At 52.0% G+C, this 19,477-nt stretch carries 15 protein-coding genes and 2 pseudogenes; 6 read left to right on the top strand and 11 right to left on the bottom strand.

Going from position 1 to position 19,477, the window contains the following annotated elements; genetic code table 11:
• Nucleotides 1-36: 36 nt before the first annotated feature.
• The 6 genes and pseudogenes from D5366_RS05440 to D5366_RS05415 form a co-directional block, all read right to left on the bottom strand.
• Nucleotides 37-360, bottom strand: coding sequence for a superinfection immunity protein (locus D5366_RS05440; protein WP_205839607.1), 324 nt, complete (start codon nt 358-360; stop codon nt 37-39).
• A gap of 65 nt (nt 361-425) precedes the next feature.
• Nucleotides 426-1,361, bottom strand: coding sequence for a flagellar basal body P-ring formation chaperone FlgA (gene flgA / locus D5366_RS05435; protein WP_240775360.1), 936 nt, complete (start codon nt 1,359-1,361; stop codon nt 426-428).
• A 47-nt stretch (nt 1,362-1,408) separates the two neighbouring features.
• Nucleotides 1,409-2,200 (bottom strand): flagellar basal-body rod protein FlgG, encoded by a 792-nt coding sequence (flgG, locus tag D5366_RS05430; RefSeq protein ID WP_141492612.1) that lies wholly within the window; start codon nt 2,198-2,200, stop codon nt 1,409-1,411.
• Nucleotides 2,201-2,226: 26 nt separating this feature from the next.
• Entirely contained in the window at nt 2,227-2,967 is a 741-nt protein-coding gene (flgF, locus tag D5366_RS05425; RefSeq protein WP_141493840.1) for a flagellar basal-body rod protein FlgF, read from the bottom strand.
• 111 nt (nt 2,968-3,078) lie between these two features.
• Complete coding sequence (locus D5366_RS05420; protein WP_141492611.1) at nt 3,079-3,549, bottom strand: RidA family protein; 471 nt, start codon at nt 3,547-3,549, stop codon at nt 3,079-3,081.
• Between the two features lie 64 nt (nt 3,550-3,613).
• Nucleotides 3,614-5,385: pseudogene (locus tag D5366_RS05415) on the bottom strand (chloride channel protein).
• A 127-nt stretch (nt 5,386-5,512) separates the two neighbouring features.
• Between D5366_RS05415 and D5366_RS05410 the strand changes: the two are divergent.
• The 3 genes from D5366_RS05410 (at nt 5,513) to D5366_RS05400 (ending at nt 9,030) form a co-directional block, all read left to right on the top strand.
• Complete coding sequence (locus D5366_RS05410; protein WP_240775359.1) at nt 5,513-6,316, top strand: alpha/beta fold hydrolase; 804 nt, start codon at nt 5,513-5,515, stop codon at nt 6,314-6,316.
• Nucleotides 6,317-6,523: 207 nt separating this feature from the next.
• Nucleotides 6,524-7,639 carry an energy transducer TonB gene (locus D5366_RS05405; RefSeq protein ID WP_141492610.1) on the top strand — a complete coding sequence of 372 codons (1,116 nt, stop codon included), beginning with the start codon at nt 6,524-6,526 and terminating at the stop codon, nt 7,637-7,639.
• A gap of 47 nt (nt 7,640-7,686) precedes the next feature.
• Nucleotides 7,687-9,030: a carbohydrate porin gene (locus D5366_RS05400; protein ID WP_170211053.1), complete on the top strand. Its 1,344-nt coding sequence runs from the start codon at nt 7,687-7,689 to the stop codon at nt 9,028-9,030.
• A gap of 2 nt (nt 9,031-9,032) precedes the next feature.
• Here D5366_RS05400 and trhO read toward each other — a convergent pair.
• The 5 genes and pseudogenes from trhO to D5366_RS05375 form a co-directional block, all read right to left on the bottom strand.
• A pseudogene (trhO, locus tag D5366_RS05395) lies at nt 9,033-9,991 on the bottom strand (oxygen-dependent tRNA uridine(34) hydroxylase TrhO).
• Nucleotides 9,992-9,997: 6 nt separating this feature from the next.
• A complete protein-coding gene (locus D5366_RS05390; protein ID WP_141492608.1) occupies nt 9,998-11,305 on the bottom strand; it encodes an autotransporter strand-loop-strand O-heptosyltransferase in 1,308 nt (435 codons plus the stop codon).
• A 115-nt stretch (nt 11,306-11,420) separates the two neighbouring features.
• Nucleotides 11,421-14,723 (bottom strand): efflux RND transporter permease subunit, encoded by a 3,303-nt coding sequence (locus D5366_RS05385; protein ID WP_141492607.1) that lies wholly within the window; start codon nt 14,721-14,723, stop codon nt 11,421-11,423.
• A 94-nt stretch (nt 14,724-14,817) separates the two neighbouring features.
• The gene (locus D5366_RS05380; protein ID WP_141492606.1) at nt 14,818-15,615 is read right to left on the bottom strand and encodes an SDR family NAD(P)-dependent oxidoreductase; all 798 of its coding nucleotides are present in this window, start codon (nt 15,613-15,615) and stop codon (nt 14,818-14,820) included.
• The gene (locus D5366_RS05375; RefSeq protein WP_141492605.1) at nt 15,612-16,790 is read right to left on the bottom strand and encodes an alpha/beta hydrolase; all 1,179 of its coding nucleotides are present in this window, start codon (nt 16,788-16,790) and stop codon (nt 15,612-15,614) included. The genes D5366_RS05380 and D5366_RS05375 overlap by 4 nt, the downstream gene beginning before the upstream one ends.
• 135 nt (nt 16,791-16,925) lie before the next feature.
• Here D5366_RS05375 and D5366_RS05370 point away from each other — a divergent pair, with 135 nt between their 5' ends.
• The 3 genes from D5366_RS05370 to D5366_RS05360 are packed head-to-tail and all read left to right on the top strand — an operon-like array spanning nt 16,926 to nt 19,444.
• A complete protein-coding gene (locus D5366_RS05370; RefSeq protein ID WP_141492604.1) occupies nt 16,926-17,177 on the top strand; it encodes a DUF3297 family protein in 252 nt (83 codons plus the stop codon).
• Nucleotides 17,178-17,200: 23 nt separating this feature from the next.
• Nucleotides 17,201-18,154 carry a nucleoside hydrolase gene (locus D5366_RS05365; protein ID WP_141492603.1) on the top strand — a complete coding sequence of 318 codons (954 nt, stop codon included), beginning with the start codon at nt 17,201-17,203 and terminating at the stop codon, nt 18,152-18,154.
• Nucleotides 18,155-18,208: 54 nt separating this feature from the next.
• Entirely contained in the window at nt 18,209-19,444 is a 1,236-nt protein-coding gene (locus D5366_RS05360; RefSeq protein ID WP_141492602.1) for an NAD(P)/FAD-dependent oxidoreductase, read from the top strand.
• Nucleotides 19,445-19,477 lie beyond the last annotated feature (33 nt).

Below are 19,477 nucleotides of genomic sequence, written 5' to 3'. Positions count from 1 at the left end.
CCTGCAATGTATTAAATTATGGTGCCTTAATCGGTATTATCTCCACCCTGCAGGTGGGACATTTGAAGGGTCACTGCCGTAATAACCATAGCCACCCTGTGCTGGCGGCGGCGGCGGGATACGCAGCGCTCGACTTGGCATTGTTAAAGCCATGTATAAAGCCGTTAGCCAGCCAATAAATGTAATACCGAGGAATAAATTAATAACACAAATAAGACCTACATACTCAGATTTTTTAATAATTGCGATAATGGACGGTAAAAAATAAATACCTCCCAAAATCACCATCATCACGATAGAAATGAAAAGAAATAATCCACCACTTTGGAATATATCTTCATTATATAAATCATAATGCATATGCTTTTCCTCTCCTAATGTAACAGCGAGTGGGGCATATTTTTCAACATATAGTCAATAAAAACTCACAATGTCGGCAAATTATTCAAAGTCTCACGAATACGCGTCCCAACAACAAGCGGTGCCACTCCGTCCAGCACATCAACACTGCTCTGCCCGACGACCTTGCCTGTGAGAATCATTTTGCTGCTCATGTTGTAGACGTGGACCGTGTCGCCCCTCCCTCCTGCCTCTAATACCGTTCCAGATACAGTGAGGCTTACATTCGGGCCGTGGTAGGTCACCACAACCGGCGAACCACGATGCACTAATTGCGGCCGTACCAGCTGCGAAGCCCCTAAAACCGTGCCCGCTTTTGCAGCGTAACGTGTGACCAAACCGATTGCTTCTTGCCCCGAAGAAAGCGCATCCTCAGGCACGGAACCTACAGGGGATAACCCCGTCGTAACATCCTCAGGCATGATAACCTGCCCAGGCTTGACCGTTTTTTTCAGAATAATTGTCGGAATATTGGCTTGTACATTTCCCGTCACGGTAAAAAATGTTCCCAGACCACCTTCATGGTTCGGTACGCGAAAACGCGCCGTAAAATGTCCTCCGCCGCCTGGATGCTCGACCCTTACCAACACCACGCCCCCCTGATCTTGGGATGGCACTGCCACGGCTTTAAAGTTCTCTAAAGTCAGGTCGACTTCTGCTTGATCAGGTAGGATCAGCGCTTGCTTGACCAAGGGCAGAACGTCATCTTCCGTGATCCACCGTGCTTTACGGGTCAATGTAACCGAAACAAGAGGGGAAGCACCCGGCCAATCCACAGCAAATTGTGCCGCTATAGCCGTTAATTGCTCACCCCCTACTGTATAATGGTCCCCAAAAGCTGGAGCATCTCCGATCTCAACATCCTGCCCCGGTGCCAGACCTGCAAACAAATCTGACAAACGCACCCGTGCATGGTCCAGCTCCACCGAAGGGCGTAAAGTTGCCGCAAGAGAGTGAGACATCCCCAAAATGCCCATAAGGCAAACAATGCAAGCCCTGAGGCGCACGCTTATCGTCCACCCAGATTCGTCAACGTCTGCATCATTTCATCCGATGATGTTATAACTTTACTATTCATCTCATATGCGCGCTGAGCCGTAATGAGGTCTGTAATTTCCGAAACAACATTGACGTTGGATTTTTCAACGTAACCCTGCATCACCCCCCCATAACCCGTTGTGTTGGGAGTACCGATTTGCGCGTCCCCCGATGCTGCCGTTTGCGTAAGCAAGTTTTGCCCCATCGCTGCGAGTCCATTTTCATTGGCAAAGGTCGCAAGCTGCAATTGTCCAATTACCGTCGCGGTGTTTTGGCCCGCTACCGTGACGCTCACCTGTCCCGACTGATCGATGCTAACATTTTGGGCGTTTGATGGAATTGTAATACCTGGATTAACGGCATAACCGTCGGCTGTCACCAACGAGCCATTTGCATCCATCGAGAATGTTCCATCACGGGTATAAGCCATCTGCCCTGATGGAAGCTGAACTTGAAAATAACCCCGGCCTTGAACGGCCAGATCCAACGAATTGCTTGTTTGTTCCAAACTGCCCTGATCATTGATCCGGTAAATAGCAGCTGTTTTCACACCCAAGCCAATCTGAGCGCCAGAAGGAACAGTCGTGCCCGAATCTGAGGATGTTGTCCCGACGCGGCGTAAATCTTGATACATCAGGTCCTGAAATTCAGCCCGGGCACGCTTATAGCCCGTTGTACTCATATTCGCGATATTGTTGGAAATTGTCTCAACATTGGTTTGCTGAGCCTGCATGCCAGTTCCAGCAATATCGAGTGACCGCATGAGATTTTAATCCTTAAGGGTAATAATCAGGCCGAGACCTGAACAATTTTATCGATGGCATTTTGTTGGCGGGTCGCTTCCGCATTGATGAATTGCGCCATGAATTGAAAATTTCGTTGGATATCGAGCATCTTGGTCACTTCGCTCATCATTTGAACGTTGCTACCTTCGAGCATACCCTGTGCCATATGAGGTTGAGCTACAGGTTGCGTCGGTTGGCTCGTCGCGAAAAGATGTCCGCCTTCTGCTTTCAAGGCATTTTCATCTGCGACAGAGACAACAGCTATTTGCGCCTGATCCCCGCTTTCGGTCGACAGAACTCCATCACTGGAGATGCTTATATTCTGGTCACCAGCCGGTATTTTGATGGCACGTCCGGCCCTGTCCAATAAAGCGTTTCCGCTTTCGTCAACGATGCTGCCATCTGCTTGTTGTTCAAACTTCCCAGCACGCGTCAAACGCACACCGTTAGCGGTTTGAACCTGAAAATACCCTTGTCCGCCTAAAGCTAAATCCAGCGCATTACCCGTTTGCTGCAAATCACCCTGCTGCACATCACGATACGTAGCGCGATCCTGCGTATAGGCTTCACTCTCTGCTCCAGCAGGTTGGTGAGTTGCGCGTTGCTGGGATAAATAATCGCTGAACAAAACATCTTCCCGTTTAAAGCCAACGGTCGATGCGTTTGCCATGTTTGTCGCTATGACGGACATCGCACGCTGCTGCGCGTCCATTTTTGACAAAGCTATGTAGGTTGTATTTTCCAAACCTGCCGACTCCAGCATGCTTCATGCTGGGCAAACATAGGTTCTACAATCTTGCTAAATCGTTAAAATTGAGAGGAATATGCTTAGTTCGACATTCCTCTCAACACTCAATCAGTCGACTTCAAACCATGCTTCGACTTCAACGGGCGCATTGAGCGGCAAACTTGGTACGCCAATGGTCGAGCGTGCATGACGCCCGGCATCTCCAAACACTTCAACAGCCAAGTCAGACGCACCGTTCATAACACCAGCATGTGCTGTGAAGTCAGATGTACATGCAATAAAGCCTCCCAAACGCACGACTTTGCGTACACGGGATAAGTCTCCCCCTAACGCCGCCTTTGCCTGTGCAATGACATTGGTCAAGCATGCTTTTGCGCAAGCAACACCCGTTTCCGCATCCACGTCTTGCCCGAGCTTACCGAGGGCCAGCAATTTACCATCAACCAACGGGAGTTGACCTGAAACAATCAGCGTATTCCCCGTCCGTGATGTTGCCAGATAATTTGCTACAGGAGCCGCTGCCTCTGGCAAAGTAATGCCTAAAGCAGCAAGACGCTCTTCGTAATTTACATCAGCCATGTTTTTTCCTTTTCAATAAAAACAGTTCTGTAGTGTGAAGTGTTGCTCAAGCACTGCCAAGACCCTAGGTCGGGAAAGATTCCTCTCCTGCTAGGGAGCGGCGGCTACGCTCCAACTCCTCTGCGTAGCGGCGCAGAGCATGCTGTTCGGTCAATAATCCGACAATCTTGCGAGAAAGAACATCATCCACGACAACCAACGCATCGGCTTCAGCTTCTGTGAAGTGTTCGATCGCGTCGCGTACATTCATAAGGGGAGTCAGCATATACTCCTGATGATGCGCTAACTCCCCGACAAGCTGATTGGGGTTGCCCCTGGCCAAATGCAAATCAGCTACGCCGAGCATACCGGCATAACGGCCATCTTCATCCGTTAACACGACGCGCTGCCCTGAGCCCGGAGGTAAGATTTTCTGGGCACGCGCCACCAAAGTTCGCATCGGCAATATGCGTGGAGCAGGACGCATCATACGACGGACATCTAACGAGCGTATCCAGCCAATATCCACAGCCGAACGAATGGATTCCCCCCGTAGATGGAAACGCCACGTCGCAAAGCTATAACCAAAGAGGCGTCGTACGGTAAGCAACGACAAAATTGCTGCAATAAATGTTGCGCCGCTAAAAACCGCGCTACCCGTCATTTCAAGCGCCAGACACACCATGGTCATTGGGCTGCCAATCACAGCCACCGCCATGGCACTCATCCCGACCAATGCCGCCAGCACCATATTACCGGGCGCTATGCCCAGCGGGGTCAGAAAAACCGTGTAAACGGTCCCAGCTAATGTTCCCAAATACAGGGACGCGAAAAACAGCCCTCCGCGGAAACCAGCACCGATACTCAAAGCCGATGCTAGAGCTTTTAATAACAGCAATCCTGCCGCAATCCGGGGAGAAAAGTCCCCCGATAAAACGCGCCGCATTGCCTCATGACCGGACGATAAAACCGAAGGGTGAACCAGAGCCAAGCCACTCACCCCCAGCCCGCCAACCACCGGGCGCAACCATGCCGGGCCGGGCATACGCCGGAACAGGGCTTCAACCTGCGTGACGCCGAACATAACGGCGATAGCTGTCAAAGCCGATAATATACTTATTAATACGACGCCAATGCCAGCATTCCAATCAAGAGTGCCGATACTTAAAGGCGGCAAAGCCATAGGATTGTGGTGCAAAACATGTGCCACCCCTACACCAGCCAAAGCCGCAGCCGCGACAGGCGGCAAACTCGCCAAAGTATAAGAACCAATCACCAATTCGAACGCATAAAACGCGCCCGTTACCGGGGCGTTAAACGCTGCGCCAATAGCCGCCCCAGCACCGGCGCCGACCAAGACACGTAAATCATCACGCCGGACGCGAAATGCCCGCCCAGCCCACGACGCACACGCTGAGCCTATTTGCGTAAAGCCTGCCTCAAGCCCAATTGATGCACCCGAACCGTTGGATAGGATTGTTTGCACCACAACAACGAGACTGTCCCGAACGGACATTCTGCCGCCGTGCAGCGCATTTGCTTCAATTGGGTCAACCGGTTGGCGCGGTACAATAGCCGCCGCAATAACGCCAAACACACCAACAGCTAATCCCCCAGAGTCAGCGCCAAGACAGTACGTAAGGGGGAAAGGTGCTCCAACCCTGACAAATGCCCATCAGGGGTGTAGGCCGCACCATAAAGCCAACGGTGAACCGTTAATGTCGCGGTTGAGATGCCAACCGCCCATAATGCTGCAACTGCCCCTAAGACGCCCGAGAGGACCGTGAGCCAAATTTCATCCGCCCTTACCCAAGCGCGGAGCCACATCGGGGCGAGGAATAGGCTTGGCTTACGCATCTTTAATCCTCAAAACCACAAACACCTATCCCTCTCACAACCAGTTCATTCTAGTGTGCTAGACAAGAGCGCCCCTCATCGGCAGGAGTGTTCCTACTGTTTGGCCGCTCACAGAGCATCAATCAACATGTCTCTACAGAAGGTTCTTTATGAAGTTGCAGGTCATCGAACGGACCGACGGCGATACACCCCCGAACATCGCCCCGTAGTCGTTTTTCTGCACGGTCTTTTCGGACGGGCACGCAACTTGGGTTTCCTACAGCGTGCGACTGCTGGAACTTTCCGTACACTTGCACCGGATTTGCGCAATCACGGTGATAGCCCACACGGCCCCGTATCTTACGCAGCAATGGCACAAGATGTGCTCGAAACGCTGGATGCTCTGAACATTCAAAAATTCTCAATCGTTGGACACTCCATGGGGGGAAAAGTGGCTATGCAACTTGCCCTGACCTCGCCTGAGCGTGTCCAGAGACTATTTGTAGCTGACATGGCACCCGCACCAACGCGCCACGGCCAAAGCGCAATGATTGAGCGTTTTAAATCCTTTACGTTTCCCGATCATCTGGAACGCAAAGAGGCACTTACCCTGCTTGACCCGATTACCGGTAGCCGCGCTGTTTCAGAGCTGATGTGCCAAAATCTCAAACTTGGGGAGAAACCGGGCTGGGCTATAGGCTTCGATGCATTGGCTGCAGAAATTGCCCATATCGAAGGATGGGAAGCGCCATCGACCCAGCCTTACCTTGGGCCTGCTCTCTTCCTCCGCGGTGAGAACTCCCCTTATGTACAGGAACAGCACTACCCTCTTATCAAAGCCCTGTTTCCACAAGCTCTCATTCAAACTCTGCCCGATGCAGGACACTGGCTTCATGTTGACCAACCAAAGGCTTTTTTGTCGGTCATGACGCCTTTTCTCCTGAACGAATAAACATCTCCAAACGTTCATCTCCGCGGGTTTCGGGCTTCCTCAATCCGCACAGACCTGTCTATGGTGTTGCGTGATCCGACCTGAACCTCCCGCCTGGCTGTCAAAAGGCCGCACCGAAAACCCGACCGCACCAGCACCTGCGCTGCTTTCCCGCCACCGGAGAAACATCGCAACTGGCCGGACGCAACCGACACGCCGCCAACCCGTATGAGCCGCCCTATTTTGCACGCCTCCCAGCGCGACGATCGCAAAGAACCACAGTTCTTCGGTACACCAAGCACTGCTAAGGCTGCACCATACCGGAATTTCCCTCCGGCAGGGTCGAGGACACGGCTGCGTGACTACGCTGAGCCAAGCATAGCCGTACGCTCTGTCCTTACACCGATGGAACGTCGGCAGGTTTTTGTTGAAGCAGGACTGCTTGGACCATTTTGCTTTTCTGCGGCCTTGCACGCTGCTCTTCTCACGCTGCTTTTATGGCCCCACCAACAGCTTTCAGGTGGCGCAAGTGGCGCAGAGCCTCAGGTTGAAATGGTTTTTGACCAACCGCCAGCCAAACACAGCATGCAAGGACCGCGCTCCCAAGACCAAGGTGGTGGAGAACCACCGCCGAGCGCACAAGCGCCCTCGCCTGAACCTCCATCAGAGACAAATTCGGACAACGCTGAGACGGCACCTTCAACCGTTGTTCCTACACCAGATCAACCTTCAGCCCCGCAGTTGGAACAGGATCACTCCGCAGAGCTGACCCAGACCCCTCCAACAACTGCTCCAGTGACACCTGGCCACGCGCCAAGCGCCCAAGCTCGTTCCCAGCGTGGGCACCAACACCACCGCAAAGCGTCCAGCAGTGCAGCGAACAACCCATTTGCGCATCCAATGGATTTGAGCTTTAGCGAACAGCCATCCCCTCGCCCTCATCATCGTGGGCGTCCCGCAGGTTCGGGCGGTCCCATCGATATGTCGATCGGGCCGCTCAGCATGAATGGTCAGATCAACGCACCATTTAAAACCAGCACATCTATCCGTGGCATCAGCGAAGATTATGCCGGCGAAATTGACCGCTGGATCAAAGCCCATATCTATTATCCGGAAGACGCCGCCCGTAATGGGGAAGATGGTGCCTCTTCTGTACATGTCGTACTTGACCGATATGGCCGGGTTAAAACCGTACGCCTTATCGGATCTTCTGGCTCTTATTCATTAGACGCCGGGCTAACCAGTACTTTCCAGGGCGCACATCTGCCTCCGCCGCCACCTAATATGAAGGGTGACCACTTCGAATTTGATATGACGTTGAATTACATTCTACTCCGCCGATGAAAAAGCGGCTTAAGCAGCGCAGGGTCTGCCCCAGGCCCGTGCTTTGCTTGGGTCTATTTGCGGCCCTAGCGTTCGGACAAAAAGTAAAGGCCATTCCAGCCTCATCACCCCTCACACAAACAACTGATGCGGTGCCCGATACGCTCGAAACCACCGATGTTTTTGCCCTGCATGCCCAATCAACACTGGTGTGGCAGGGCCATAACACATTTAATGCGCCCTACTCCGGACCACAAAGCCTAAAGCCCGCAGCGCGCGGGGCAGAAACCTGGGACCTCACGCTCTTCACGGGCCTACACCCCTGGAAAGGAGGGGAAATCTGGGTGAATGGTGAAGTAGACCAAGGGTTCGGGCTTGGTAACACACTGGGAATAGCAGGCTTTTCGAGCGGCGAAGCCTACAAATTGGGGAGGGGCACTCCCTATTTCAGGGTACAGCGCGCTTTTTTTCGGCAAACGTTTAATTTTTCTGGAACGACAGAAAAAATTCCCTCCGATCTCAATCAGTTTTCGATCCACCAATCTTCCAACAGACTGGTTATAACTGCTGGCAAATTTTCAATTCCTGACCTGTACGATAATAATACATATGCTCATGATCCGCGGTCAGACTTCCTGAATTGGTCTCTTATCGACACTGGCACCTTTGATTACGCTGCGGATTCTTGGGGCTATACGACAGGTATTGCCACAGAATGGTTCCAAGGCCGTTGGACACTGCGCTCCGGCCTGTTCCTTATGTCTGTGATACCGAACAGCCCGGATACCGACACAAGCTTTAAAAACTTTCAGATTGATGAAGAACTGGAAGAACGGCACTCAATCGGCTCACTGCCTGGAAAAATACTCCTTACGGCATTCAACAGCCATGCACATATGGGCCGCTTTAAAGATGCGTTGCTGTTAAGCGCTTTAACAAACACCCCGGCCAGTACCGCAGACGTCCGAAAAATGGGAAACCGCCCTGGGGTTAGCATGACACTTGAGCAATCCCTGTCAGCCAATATCGCCATATTTCTGCGTGCCGGTTGGGCTGACGGTCACTACGAATCTTATGAATTTACGGACATCGACCGCACGCTAGCGGGCGGAGCGTCTTTGGACGGCGCAGCATGGCACCGGCAAAATGACCGAATTGGCTTAGCCTACGTCATGAACGCGGCCTCTGGTCTTCGTAAAAAATACCTAAATGCAGGTGGGACCGGCCTGCTCGTCGGCGATGGCATACTGCCCCATGCCGGCAATGAGCATATCGTTGAAGCCTATTATGACCTCGCCGTTTCCAATATCGGCCATATCACGCTGGATTACCAATGGGTTGGAAACCCAGCGTACAATATGGACCGCGGACCTGTTTCAATTTTTGGCGGGCGTGTCCACTCAGAGTTTTAAAATTATTTCTGAGAGACGCCTAAATGCCCGGTTTTACGTTCTTGGGCTAAGCGCTCTTGCTTTTCCCGCTCCGAGTAGCGGTGGCGTTGCTGCTCTGAACGCTCGTTATGACAATGAGGGCAGGCAACCCCTTGGACGTATAAAGACGATGCCTTATCAGCCTCTGAAATCGGACGTCGGCACGCATGGCATAAATCATATTCCGAGATTTCCAACCCATGCTCCACTGCGACGCGTTGGTCAAAAACAAAGCACGCACCTTCCCACAGACTTTTTTCCTGCGGTACAGTCTCGAGATATTTCAATATTCCGCCCTGTAGATGGTAAACATCATCTACCCCTTCCGAGCGGGCAAAAGCTGTCGATTTCTCACACCGGATCCCCCCGTGCAGAACATCGCAATTTTGGGTGTGCGTCCCTCCGCCTCCAAGGCTGCGCGACGCTGGCGGAACCACTCCGGGAACTCTCGAAAACTGGTCGTTTTAGGGTCTTCCGCGCCTTTAAAAGTGCCTATAGCGACTTCATAATCATTACGCGTATCGATCAAAATCGTATCCGGGTCGGAAATTAGATCATTCCAATCCTCCGGCTTTACGTAATGACCGACGCTATGCCTCGGATCAATGTCCGGACAGCCCATTGTTACGATTTCGCGTTTTAAGCGTACTTTGAAACGGCGGAAAGGCAGCTCCGGTGCGCGTGAGAATTTTACCTCAATATCGGCACATCCCGGTAAAGAGCGAATGCGCGTCAAGATATTAGTAATGGCTTCATCCGTGCCTGCGATCGTGCCGTTCAATCCCTCTGGCGCGACAAGCAATATACCCCGAATACCCAACGCATCTCCGTCTTGCTTCAAAAGTGCTTGGACGGACGGGCAATCTTGAATCGGTACGAACTTATACAAAGCCGCAACGCAAATGGGCATTTCAGGGAGGGATGATGTTTCAGACATAGACATTCTTGGTCACGCAGCATTCGTTTGTTGATCTTCCGCCCCCGGCAAGGAGCGGTCTCTCATCAAGCGGCGTATCGTACGAATAACCTGCACCCCTGTAATCAGACGTGTGCACTCAAATTGGCGCTCCCCCCCCTTATGGCGAGGGCACCAAAAAAAGTCTTCGTGGTCAAACTGGTGTTGGGGATCATTCCAACACGAGTTGCACGTGTGCCAATTGATGACGCGATACGGCGTGGAAAACTCATTATCTGGATGGGTAAAACCTGAAATCATAACGACAGGAGTGCCCGCAGCATGAGCTAACCACGCCAAACCACTGGACAACCCTATAAAGAAACTTGCGTGTTTGAGCCAGCGTGCACGTTCGGATAATGGCCGCGGCCCTGTCTCGTCCTCGCAACCATGCGGGATATGATTGTAGACGTAACTCGTACCATGAAAGGCATCTTTATCGATGCATATAACCCTGTAGCCAGCCTTCTTCAAAAAGCTAATAACCTCATGCCAACCTGCCGGGTTGTTCCAATATTTGCATTGAGTGCTCGCCTGAGTGGCAATTACGACATAAGGCCCCTCAATAGGTGCTGTATCGCCATCAGGAATTGTTAGAACTGGCGGAGTGTCGTCCCAAGGATCAATTCCCAAAATATACGCCGCAGTTCTGTGCAAGCCAACATGCCTGAAATCCGTTGGTTGGAAGACGCAGTCCTTGTCCGTAAAAAAGAGGCCTATACGATAGGTCGCATAAAACGGACTGGAGAAATCCGGCTTGGACTTCGCGACATTATGCCCAACAAGCGTGATATCCTTATTGGCATCCTGCACAAGTGGTAGAATGATGTCCGATACGCTGCATGTCACTCTGGCGCCTGTTTCACGTGCAAAACGCGTTACCGCAGGCAGCCAAGCCAACGTATCCCCTAATGTCCCGACGGGAAGCTGCACCAATACAGCTTGCCCCCTCACATCCATCGAATGAGAGACGACTTGTGTCCGTGTTCCATCGGGGTGGATGAAAACGACCTCAACCTTAAATGGGACAAAATATTTCTTGGTCGAGGAAACCATACCCGCCTGAAGGGGCGCGTTGAACAGCGCGTTTCCCGTTTCATAATCCGAGAGGCAGACATGCCACTGACCCTCTTTGGGGTCGACCTCTGGCACCATCACACGTGCGCCGTCGTTAAAATCAAACCGAACGTTACGGTCTGCATGCACGACCGGCACTAAAGGGGGAGCTATATAGGGGCCGTCATCTTGCGTGACCGCTTTTGGCGTTTCCTGTGAGGATGTGGCGAGGTCTTTATCCGTCATCAGCCCTTATAGCCCCTATCTAAAAACGGTAAAAATAGTTCCTTTACCCTCTAAAGTATAACTAGACCTCAATTACAGACAATCGAAAAAACGTACTGAAACAATCAAAGCTATTTTAACTCTCTAGTTGTATCGGTGTTGTTCGTGTTTTCTTATTCCCAATAAAATATTTCAAGATGCGACTTCCTAGGCGACCAATACGATCCATCCACAAATAAACGATTGGTGTCGTGTACAATGTAAGCAACTGACTAACGATCATTCCACCCAATACAGAAACACCCAAAGGTGCTCTCATCTCAGCGCCATAACCATTTCCCGTGATCAACGGTACAGCCCCTAAGGCAGCTGCCAAAGATGTCATAATAATAGGGCGGAAACGTGTGATAGACGCTTGGTAAATAGCGTCTTTCGGGCTTAGGCCATGTTTGCGTTCGGCTTCTATTGCAAAATCTATAACCAAAATAGCGTTCTTTTTTACAATACCCGTTAGAAGTATAATTCCAATCATGGCAACAAGATTAAACGAGTTACCAGAAACAAGAAGGGCAAGCACCGCGCCAATACCTGCGGAAGGCAGTGTTGATAAAATTGTTATCGGGTGAATTAGACTCTCATACAAAATACCCAAGACGACGTACATCACCGCTATGGCTGCCAAGATGGCTAGCAAACCATTTACGAGCATTTTAGATGTGTCGCCTGCAGTCCCCGTAAACTCGCCCATGACGCCTCTAGGAGCGTGAGTTTCTTTGAGAGCCTGCTCAATAAACTTTGTGGCTGCCGAATACGCAAATCCGGGCTTGAGGTCGAACGAAAAGGATTCAGAAAAATAGCCCGCCCGATGGACAATGGCTAACGGTGCCTCGCGCTGTAAAATCTGCGCAACGTTTTCCAACGGCACCATTGTTTCTGTCGATGATGAAACGGCTGAACCCGCAGAACTCGTACCGGATAAGCGGTTAGCTAAAGCATTTTGAATAGAGGCTGCAGCCCGTGAATTAAAAGCGCTTTCTGTCCCACCCGTTTCGCGCACACGAATGAGGTTCGACGCAATGCCGCCCGCTGCTGTCCCTGCCGAAGTTGAAACCCAAAGGGTACGCAATTGATGCGGATCTTCTTTATACTGGGGAGCCAACACCATAACGACACGGTGCGTTGTCATGGGCAAATGAATGGTCGAGACAATACTCTGGCCGTATGAGTCATACAGTGCCTGCTGTATCAGCTGAGGAGTGACACCATAACGTGCTTCCGTCTCACGCCGTACAGAAACGACGGTTGAAATAGACTGGTGCTCCGTCGGTGACGACAGATTTGTAAAATGCCCAGAGTCGCGCAGATAGGACATAAGCTTCGGAATATAATCCGATAAATCGGCAACGTTTTCACCGCGCAAGACGTAGCGGTAATTGCCCGTATTGCTCTGACTATTACCACCCTGATTGCCACCCCCTTGATTCCAGAACATGACCTCTGCTCCAGGGTCCACTGGAACAGATTTTCTAATCCGTTCGAGCACTGTTTCGACCGGAACTCTCTGGCTCTTATCTTTGAGGTGGATGTAAAAATCTGCGGCATTTTTACTGCTCGTAAATGCCGTAACCGACACAACGTCAGGGTCTTTGTTAAGGATATCAGAGACGTTTCTCACGCGCCGATCAAGTTCTTGAAAAGACATGGTCGGGTCGCCTTGAATTGTCCCTCCCACAAGCGAAATATCTTGCTGAGGGACAAAATCTTTAGGCAAAACTGAAATAACAAAAATAAGAAGAACAAAGCTTAAAGGTAGCGTCATGCCCACCAAAATCGGGTGCCGCAAACACCAGCGCATGGAGCGGGCATAAAGCGCCGCCATGCCATCCAGAACCCAAGCCGTTGCTGCGGCTATTCGCTGGACAAAACGGTTTTTACCTGCGTCTGCATCACCATGTTCGACTTCCAGCATGCGGGCGCACATCATGGGCGTTAATGTCAAAGACAGCCACATGGATATGACAATTGCTGCAATCATGGTCATGCAGAACTCAAACATGATTGAGCCAGCAGTACCGGGCAAAAATAAAAGAGGAATAAAGACCGCAATTAACGACGCACTGATCGACAGAACGGTAAAACCAATTTCTGACGCACCGCGTATGCTCGCCTCGTAGCGGTTTACCCCCAACTCCATGTGCCGGGCAATGTTTTCCAACACGACAATCGCGTCATCCACCACAAACCCGACGGCAATCGTCAACGCCATGAGGGACAATACGTCGAGCGAAAAGTGAAACATGGCCATCACTGCCAACGTACCCGAAAGGGCAAGCGGGACAGTCACTGCGGGGATAATGGTTGCCTTAACACGCCGAAAAAACAGCAGAATAACAAGCACGACCAACAGAACTGAAATGAACAGTGTTTCTTTGGCATCCAACAATGCGGCACGGATGGACCGCGATGTGTCCAAACCGACACGCAACTGGACCTGCACAGGCAAGGATGCCCGCAAATTTGCCATACGGGCGTTGATGCCATTTACAATCGCTACAGTATTAGCGTGAGGCTGTGCGTTCACAACAAGCGTAACGGCCTTTTGGCCATTTAAATACGCCGTTTGGTACACATCCTGAACATCATCTCGAACAGTAGCGACGTCACTCAGCCGTACAGGGAAAAAATTGTCCCGATACGCAATTATCAGGTTTTTATAGTCATCGGCTTTCAAAGCTTGATCGTTTGTCGCCAACGTCATGCGTTGACCCCGACTGTCAATAAAGCCTTTCGGCGTAAAAGCATTGGCCGATGCCAAAGCAGACCGAATATCTTCTAAGCCTATCCCCCAACGGTAGAGCGGGCCCGGATTGATCTCGACCCTTACTGCCGGGTTGGACGCTCCCACTACTTCAACACGCCCGACACCCATCACTTCCGATAAAATAGGGTCTACGTTGACGTGAGCGATATCGTACAACTCTCCCTGTGACAGGGTGTTTGATGTCAGGCTCATCAAATAAACAGGAAAACCACTGCCATCTAATTTGAAAGCTTCCGGGTCCCCATCCAAAGTACCTTGTGGCAGGTCTATCCGTGCAGCGCGCAACGCAGCACGGACATCGCGCAGGGCGCCATCCGAATTACGTGAGGATGAGAAGTTTAAAAAAATACTGCTCGAACCCTGATTTGTCTCCGATTCAATCGATTCCAAATCAGCCAGCCCCGCCAAGCGATGCTCTAGAGGGCCAACGACAGAAGTTGCCATTTGCTCAGGATCTGCTCCGGGCTGAGTGGCAACCACCATAATGGCCGTTGATGCCATATCTGGCATCGTCGCAACGGGTAGCAATGGATAACAAATAATTCCTGCAACAAAAATTGCCAATGACATCAGCGTTGTTGCAACAGGGCGATCAATAAAAATGCGGCAGAAGTTCATAAAATATCTATAGCCCTAACGGCTCGTTTTTTGTCATTACCAATTAGACACAATACATCATATTCAATCTATGAATTCTATCACGAATGCCTCTTTAGAAGTCTGGCATTCCCTCTGCTTGCGCGGATGGTTGTCGCATATAACAACGCTCTGCCCAGCGCGCAGGCAACATGTCCACTATCCGTGACCCTGCTGCCAACCATAGGGGGAAAATTACACGCCTTTTGCCTTGAGCAACCCCGCGCAAAATACGCGCGACAGCAATATCTACAGGGACTAATCCCGGCATTGGGAAGCGATTGCCTTTAACCATGCCCGTTTTGATAAAGCCGCAGCACACCGACGTCAGGGTAATACCCAAAGCATCCAGCGATGGTGCCGTGGAAACAAAAAACCGATCAACAGCAGCTTTGGATGCACAATAAGATGGCGTGCCCGGGTAAGACACAAAGCTTGCAACAGACGACATAACGCAGACACGGCCGCGCAGGCCCCGCCGGTCAGGCGCCCGGCGGCGCATCAGGGCGATGGTTGGATAGAAAATATTAAATACCCCATCGACGTTAATCTCTAGCATCGCACGGACGCGCTCTTCGCGCTCCAAAGCTATGCCCTGATCGTCGTAGGGCGGACGCCCCCCTGTAATGCCCGCGCAGATAAAAGCATGGTCAAGCGTGATGGCATTGCCAATCCATTCAGCAAGCCTTGCACGCTCTCGGATATCAGCTGCGAAGCTCTGCACCTCTGCACCGCGCGCTTCACACAATGCACGCGTAACGGCCAGTTCATCGGCCTGCACATCGGTCAGAAACAAAACACAACCCGGCCGCGCCAAAACACGGGCTACTTCACGTCCGACTCCTGACGCTGCCCCCGATACGAGTACTCTCATTGAGTCGAGCAAACGCTGGTCGGCATACGCCCGGCTCTGACATCTGCCGCAAAACTCTCAGCATTTCGCTGCATGCCGTGAAGCGTGCCGAAGTGATTAATACCGTTTAGGCGCACGTGCTGGACGGTGCTTCCAGCCTGGCACAAACTACCCACCAACCTGTCTTGCTCAGCCGGAGCATTATGATGGTCGTTCATACCTGTACCGATTAGCACTGGCACCTTGATGGACGCCGACGGATAGGCAGTCCACCCTCGGGCCAAAGCGGCAAATTTTTGAGCCGCAACGGGTGTAAAAGCCGTGTTTGGCGTCAAACCAGCTTTGTGCACAGCGGGAGCGAAGTCTTCAATGCACTCGTTCCGTGCTTTGAAACCAAAAGCTTTACCCCTCTCCGTGAACACGCCTTTCATGTCCTGACCCGCATCCCCCGCAGATTGTGCCAAAGACATCATGACCGGCAGAGTGGATGCCGCACTAAAGCCCGAAGCAGCCAGACGCTCCTTCAAGCCCTGCTCATCCAATAATGGTGGCGCAGCGGCCATCACGCCCAGTACCTTAATGCCCGGCGCATAAGTAGGGGCCAGAGCAGCGGCAGCTAGGACAGCTTGTCCACCTTGCGAATGACCATAGAGCAACACACTGTCAGACAGTTCAGAGAAACGACTCCGCGCTGCACGCACAGAATCAAGCACATTCATCCCCTCAGAGCGGGCATGCATAAACAAAACCTGCCCGGCTTCACCCAAACCCTGATAGTCCGTGGCAACAACGGCATACCCCTGACGCAACCATTCATCAAAAAATGCCTGCTCTGTAACACCTTCCCCCATCACGGATGGTGCACAAGTCAGGCTCAACCCTCTTGAGCCGTGTGCCCAAGCCAGTACAGGCCAACCGCCTTCGGGGGGCGTACCGTGGGGAATAAAAACCTGAGCTGAAACACGCACAATCTGGTGCGAATCACGGCCATCGAGACTTCGATATGTAAGGCGCCAGCCAGAACGGCTTGCACCATTTGCCAAATGGTCAACACGCAGTGCCTGTCCAGCAAACACAGGAGCCGAAATCTCTATCGGTGCATCCTCTTGTTGTTGTGTGCACGATGCCAGACACACCATCGCAAACCCACTCAAGTAGCGCACTGTAGAGCGCCTCACAGAACGGCAAACACCCATGATTTTCAGCAATCCTCGATGATCTTGAACCGACACTAGCAATTAGAAACGTTCACGACGAGACGTTGATGGCTTGGAGAGTAGCGTCTTGGGCGCTAGAGAGAGGAACGACACACCATAATTCAGGAATGAAAAATGAGCGATACGCCTCCAGACCGCCTCTGCGCTAGCCCCGACAGCCCATTCTACAACGAAGAGCTTTTGTCTCGTGGCGTTGGTGTGCGCTTTAAAGGCGAAGAAAAAACCACCGTTGAAGAATACTGCGTCAGCGAAGGCTGGGTACGTCTATCCGTCGGTAAGACAATGGACCGCAAGGGCCGCCCGATGACCCTTAAAGTCACAGGCCCAGTTGAAGTCTGGTTCAAAGACGACAACGCCGACGCCTAAAACATAACGAAAGAAAACGCTCCATGGCCTCATCCCCCCGCCATATCATTATTGATACGGACCCCGGTCAAGACGATGCGGTTACTATCCTGCTTGCTCTGGCCTCTCCAGAGCTTACGGTAGACGCCATCACGACCGTGGCTGGTAACGTCGCCGTGGAGCAAACTGCGCGTAACGCCTGCGCGCTGCTGGAATTGGCAAAGCGCACAGATGTTCCCGTTTACGCTGGCGCAGAACGTCCGCTCCGCAAGGAGCCAATTTACGCAGCGAATGTGCACGGTGAAACGGGCATGGGCGGAGCAAATCTCCCCCCTCCCGTTTTGCTACCACAGCCAGAACATGCCGTTGATGCACTGATTGAGCGTCTGACGGCGGCTGCACGCGCGTGTAGCCCCATCACGCTTGTATGCCTCGGGCCTTTAACAAATATCGCTACTGCACTCACCCGCGCACCAGAATGCCTAAACGGGATTGAACAGATTGTCGCGATGGGTGGCGCACAACGTGAAGGCGGCAATATTACACCCACGGCAGAGTTCAACTTCTTCGTGGACCCTGACGCAGCAGATATCGTGATGAAATGCGGGCGTCCAATTACGCTACTGCCATTGGATGTCACCCACCGCGCTATAGCGACACCCAAACGCCTCGCCCCCATTGCAGCTCTCCACACCCCCGTAGGTGAAATGGTGACTCGCATGCTTGGGGCAGAGGACCGTTTTGAGAAAATGAAATACGGCTGGGAAGGTGGTGCCCTTCATGATCCGCTCACTCTGGGGTGGCTGCTTCGCCCAGAGTTTTTCAGCGGCCGCCACTGCAATGTTACCATCGAATGCACTGCCCCTCTTTGCCTTGGCCAGAGTATTGTGGACTACTGGTCCGTAACAACGCGCACTCCAAACGCTTTGTGGGTGGACGAAATCGACGCAGAGGCGTTTTATAGTTTTCTCGCCGAGCGCCTAGGCCGCCTCAAGTAACTCCTTCACTCTGTCTGGGCAGTTCGGTCTTTTCGATCTTTCGGAGTTTCGATCATGGCTGATTTGTCCACATCATCTGAAGATCGCTTCACCGTCGTTATCGTCGGCGGTGGTGCGGCTGGTATTTCTATCGCGTCCCTGCTGAAGAAGCACCGCCCCAACCTATCCATAGCCATTGTTGAACCTTCAACCACACATGCGTACCAACCAGCTTGGACGCTCGTCGGGGCAGGTGTCGTTCCCTTGCGCCGTACGCTCCGCCAAGAGGGAGGGCTGATTCCGCGCGGCGTCACATGGATTCGTGACCGAGTAAGCAGCTTCGACCCCGAGGGTATGAATGTTACGCTTGAGAATGGCCGCACGGTACATTACCGCCGCCTTGTTGTATGCCCTGGCCTTCAACTCGATTGGGACAAAATCGAAGGACTGACCGAGACATTAGGGCGAAACGGCGTTACGTCGAACTACTCCCGCGAAACAGCCGCTTACACGTGGGAGTGCATCAGACACCTTGATGGTGGCAAGGCTATTTTCACGCAGCCTGCCATGCCTATTAAATGCGCAGGTGCGCCGCAAAAGATCGTTTACCTTGCCTCAGACCATTGGCGTCAAGAAGGTTCACTGCACAACACGGAAGTCAGTTTTTGCCTTGCGGGAGATGCGCTATTCGGTGTGCCTTACTGGGTCCCGACCCTACAGCACCAAATGGATTACTACGGTGTGCATGTCCGCAAAAAAGAAAACCTCATCAAGGTAAGCGGCGAAAAGCGCGAAGCCACTTTCCAAATTGTCGGGACCGAAGAAACCGTAACACGCTCCTTCGATCTCCTGCATGTAACGCCACCGCAGAGCGCACCTGATTTTGTTAAATCAAGCCCGCTGGCCAACTCCAGCGGCTGGCTTGACGTAAACCCAGAGACACTCCTGCACACACGCTACGATACGATTTTTGGTGCGGGGGATGTCATGGGAACATCAAACGCCAAAACAGCAGCAGCTGTGCGTGAGCAGGCACCTGTCGTTGTAGAAAATCTTATCGCGTCGCTTGATGGCAAACCGTTTAAAGGCAGCTACGACGGCTATGGCGCCTGCCCTCTGACAGTCGCTTACGGAAAGGTTGTTTTGGCAGAGTTTGTTTACGGAGGTAAAGTTGCCCCCAGCATGCCCTACGACCAACGCAAACCGAGCCGCTTTGCATGGTTCCTGAAAACTCAGGTTTTCCACCGACTATACTGGTACGGCATGATGAAAGGCCGAAATATTACCGTAAAACATCGGGTGAAATCTTAAAAATATTAAATCCAGTACCGCATATTGCGGTAC

The organism is Neokomagataea tanensis (genome assembly GCF_006542335.1).
In the GTDB taxonomy this organism is placed as follows: Bacteria; Pseudomonadota; Alphaproteobacteria; order Acetobacterales; family Acetobacteraceae; genus Gluconobacter; species Gluconobacter tanensis.
Note: the sequence above shows the minus strand (reverse complement) of the source record. Positions and strands in the feature narration are given on the sequence as shown.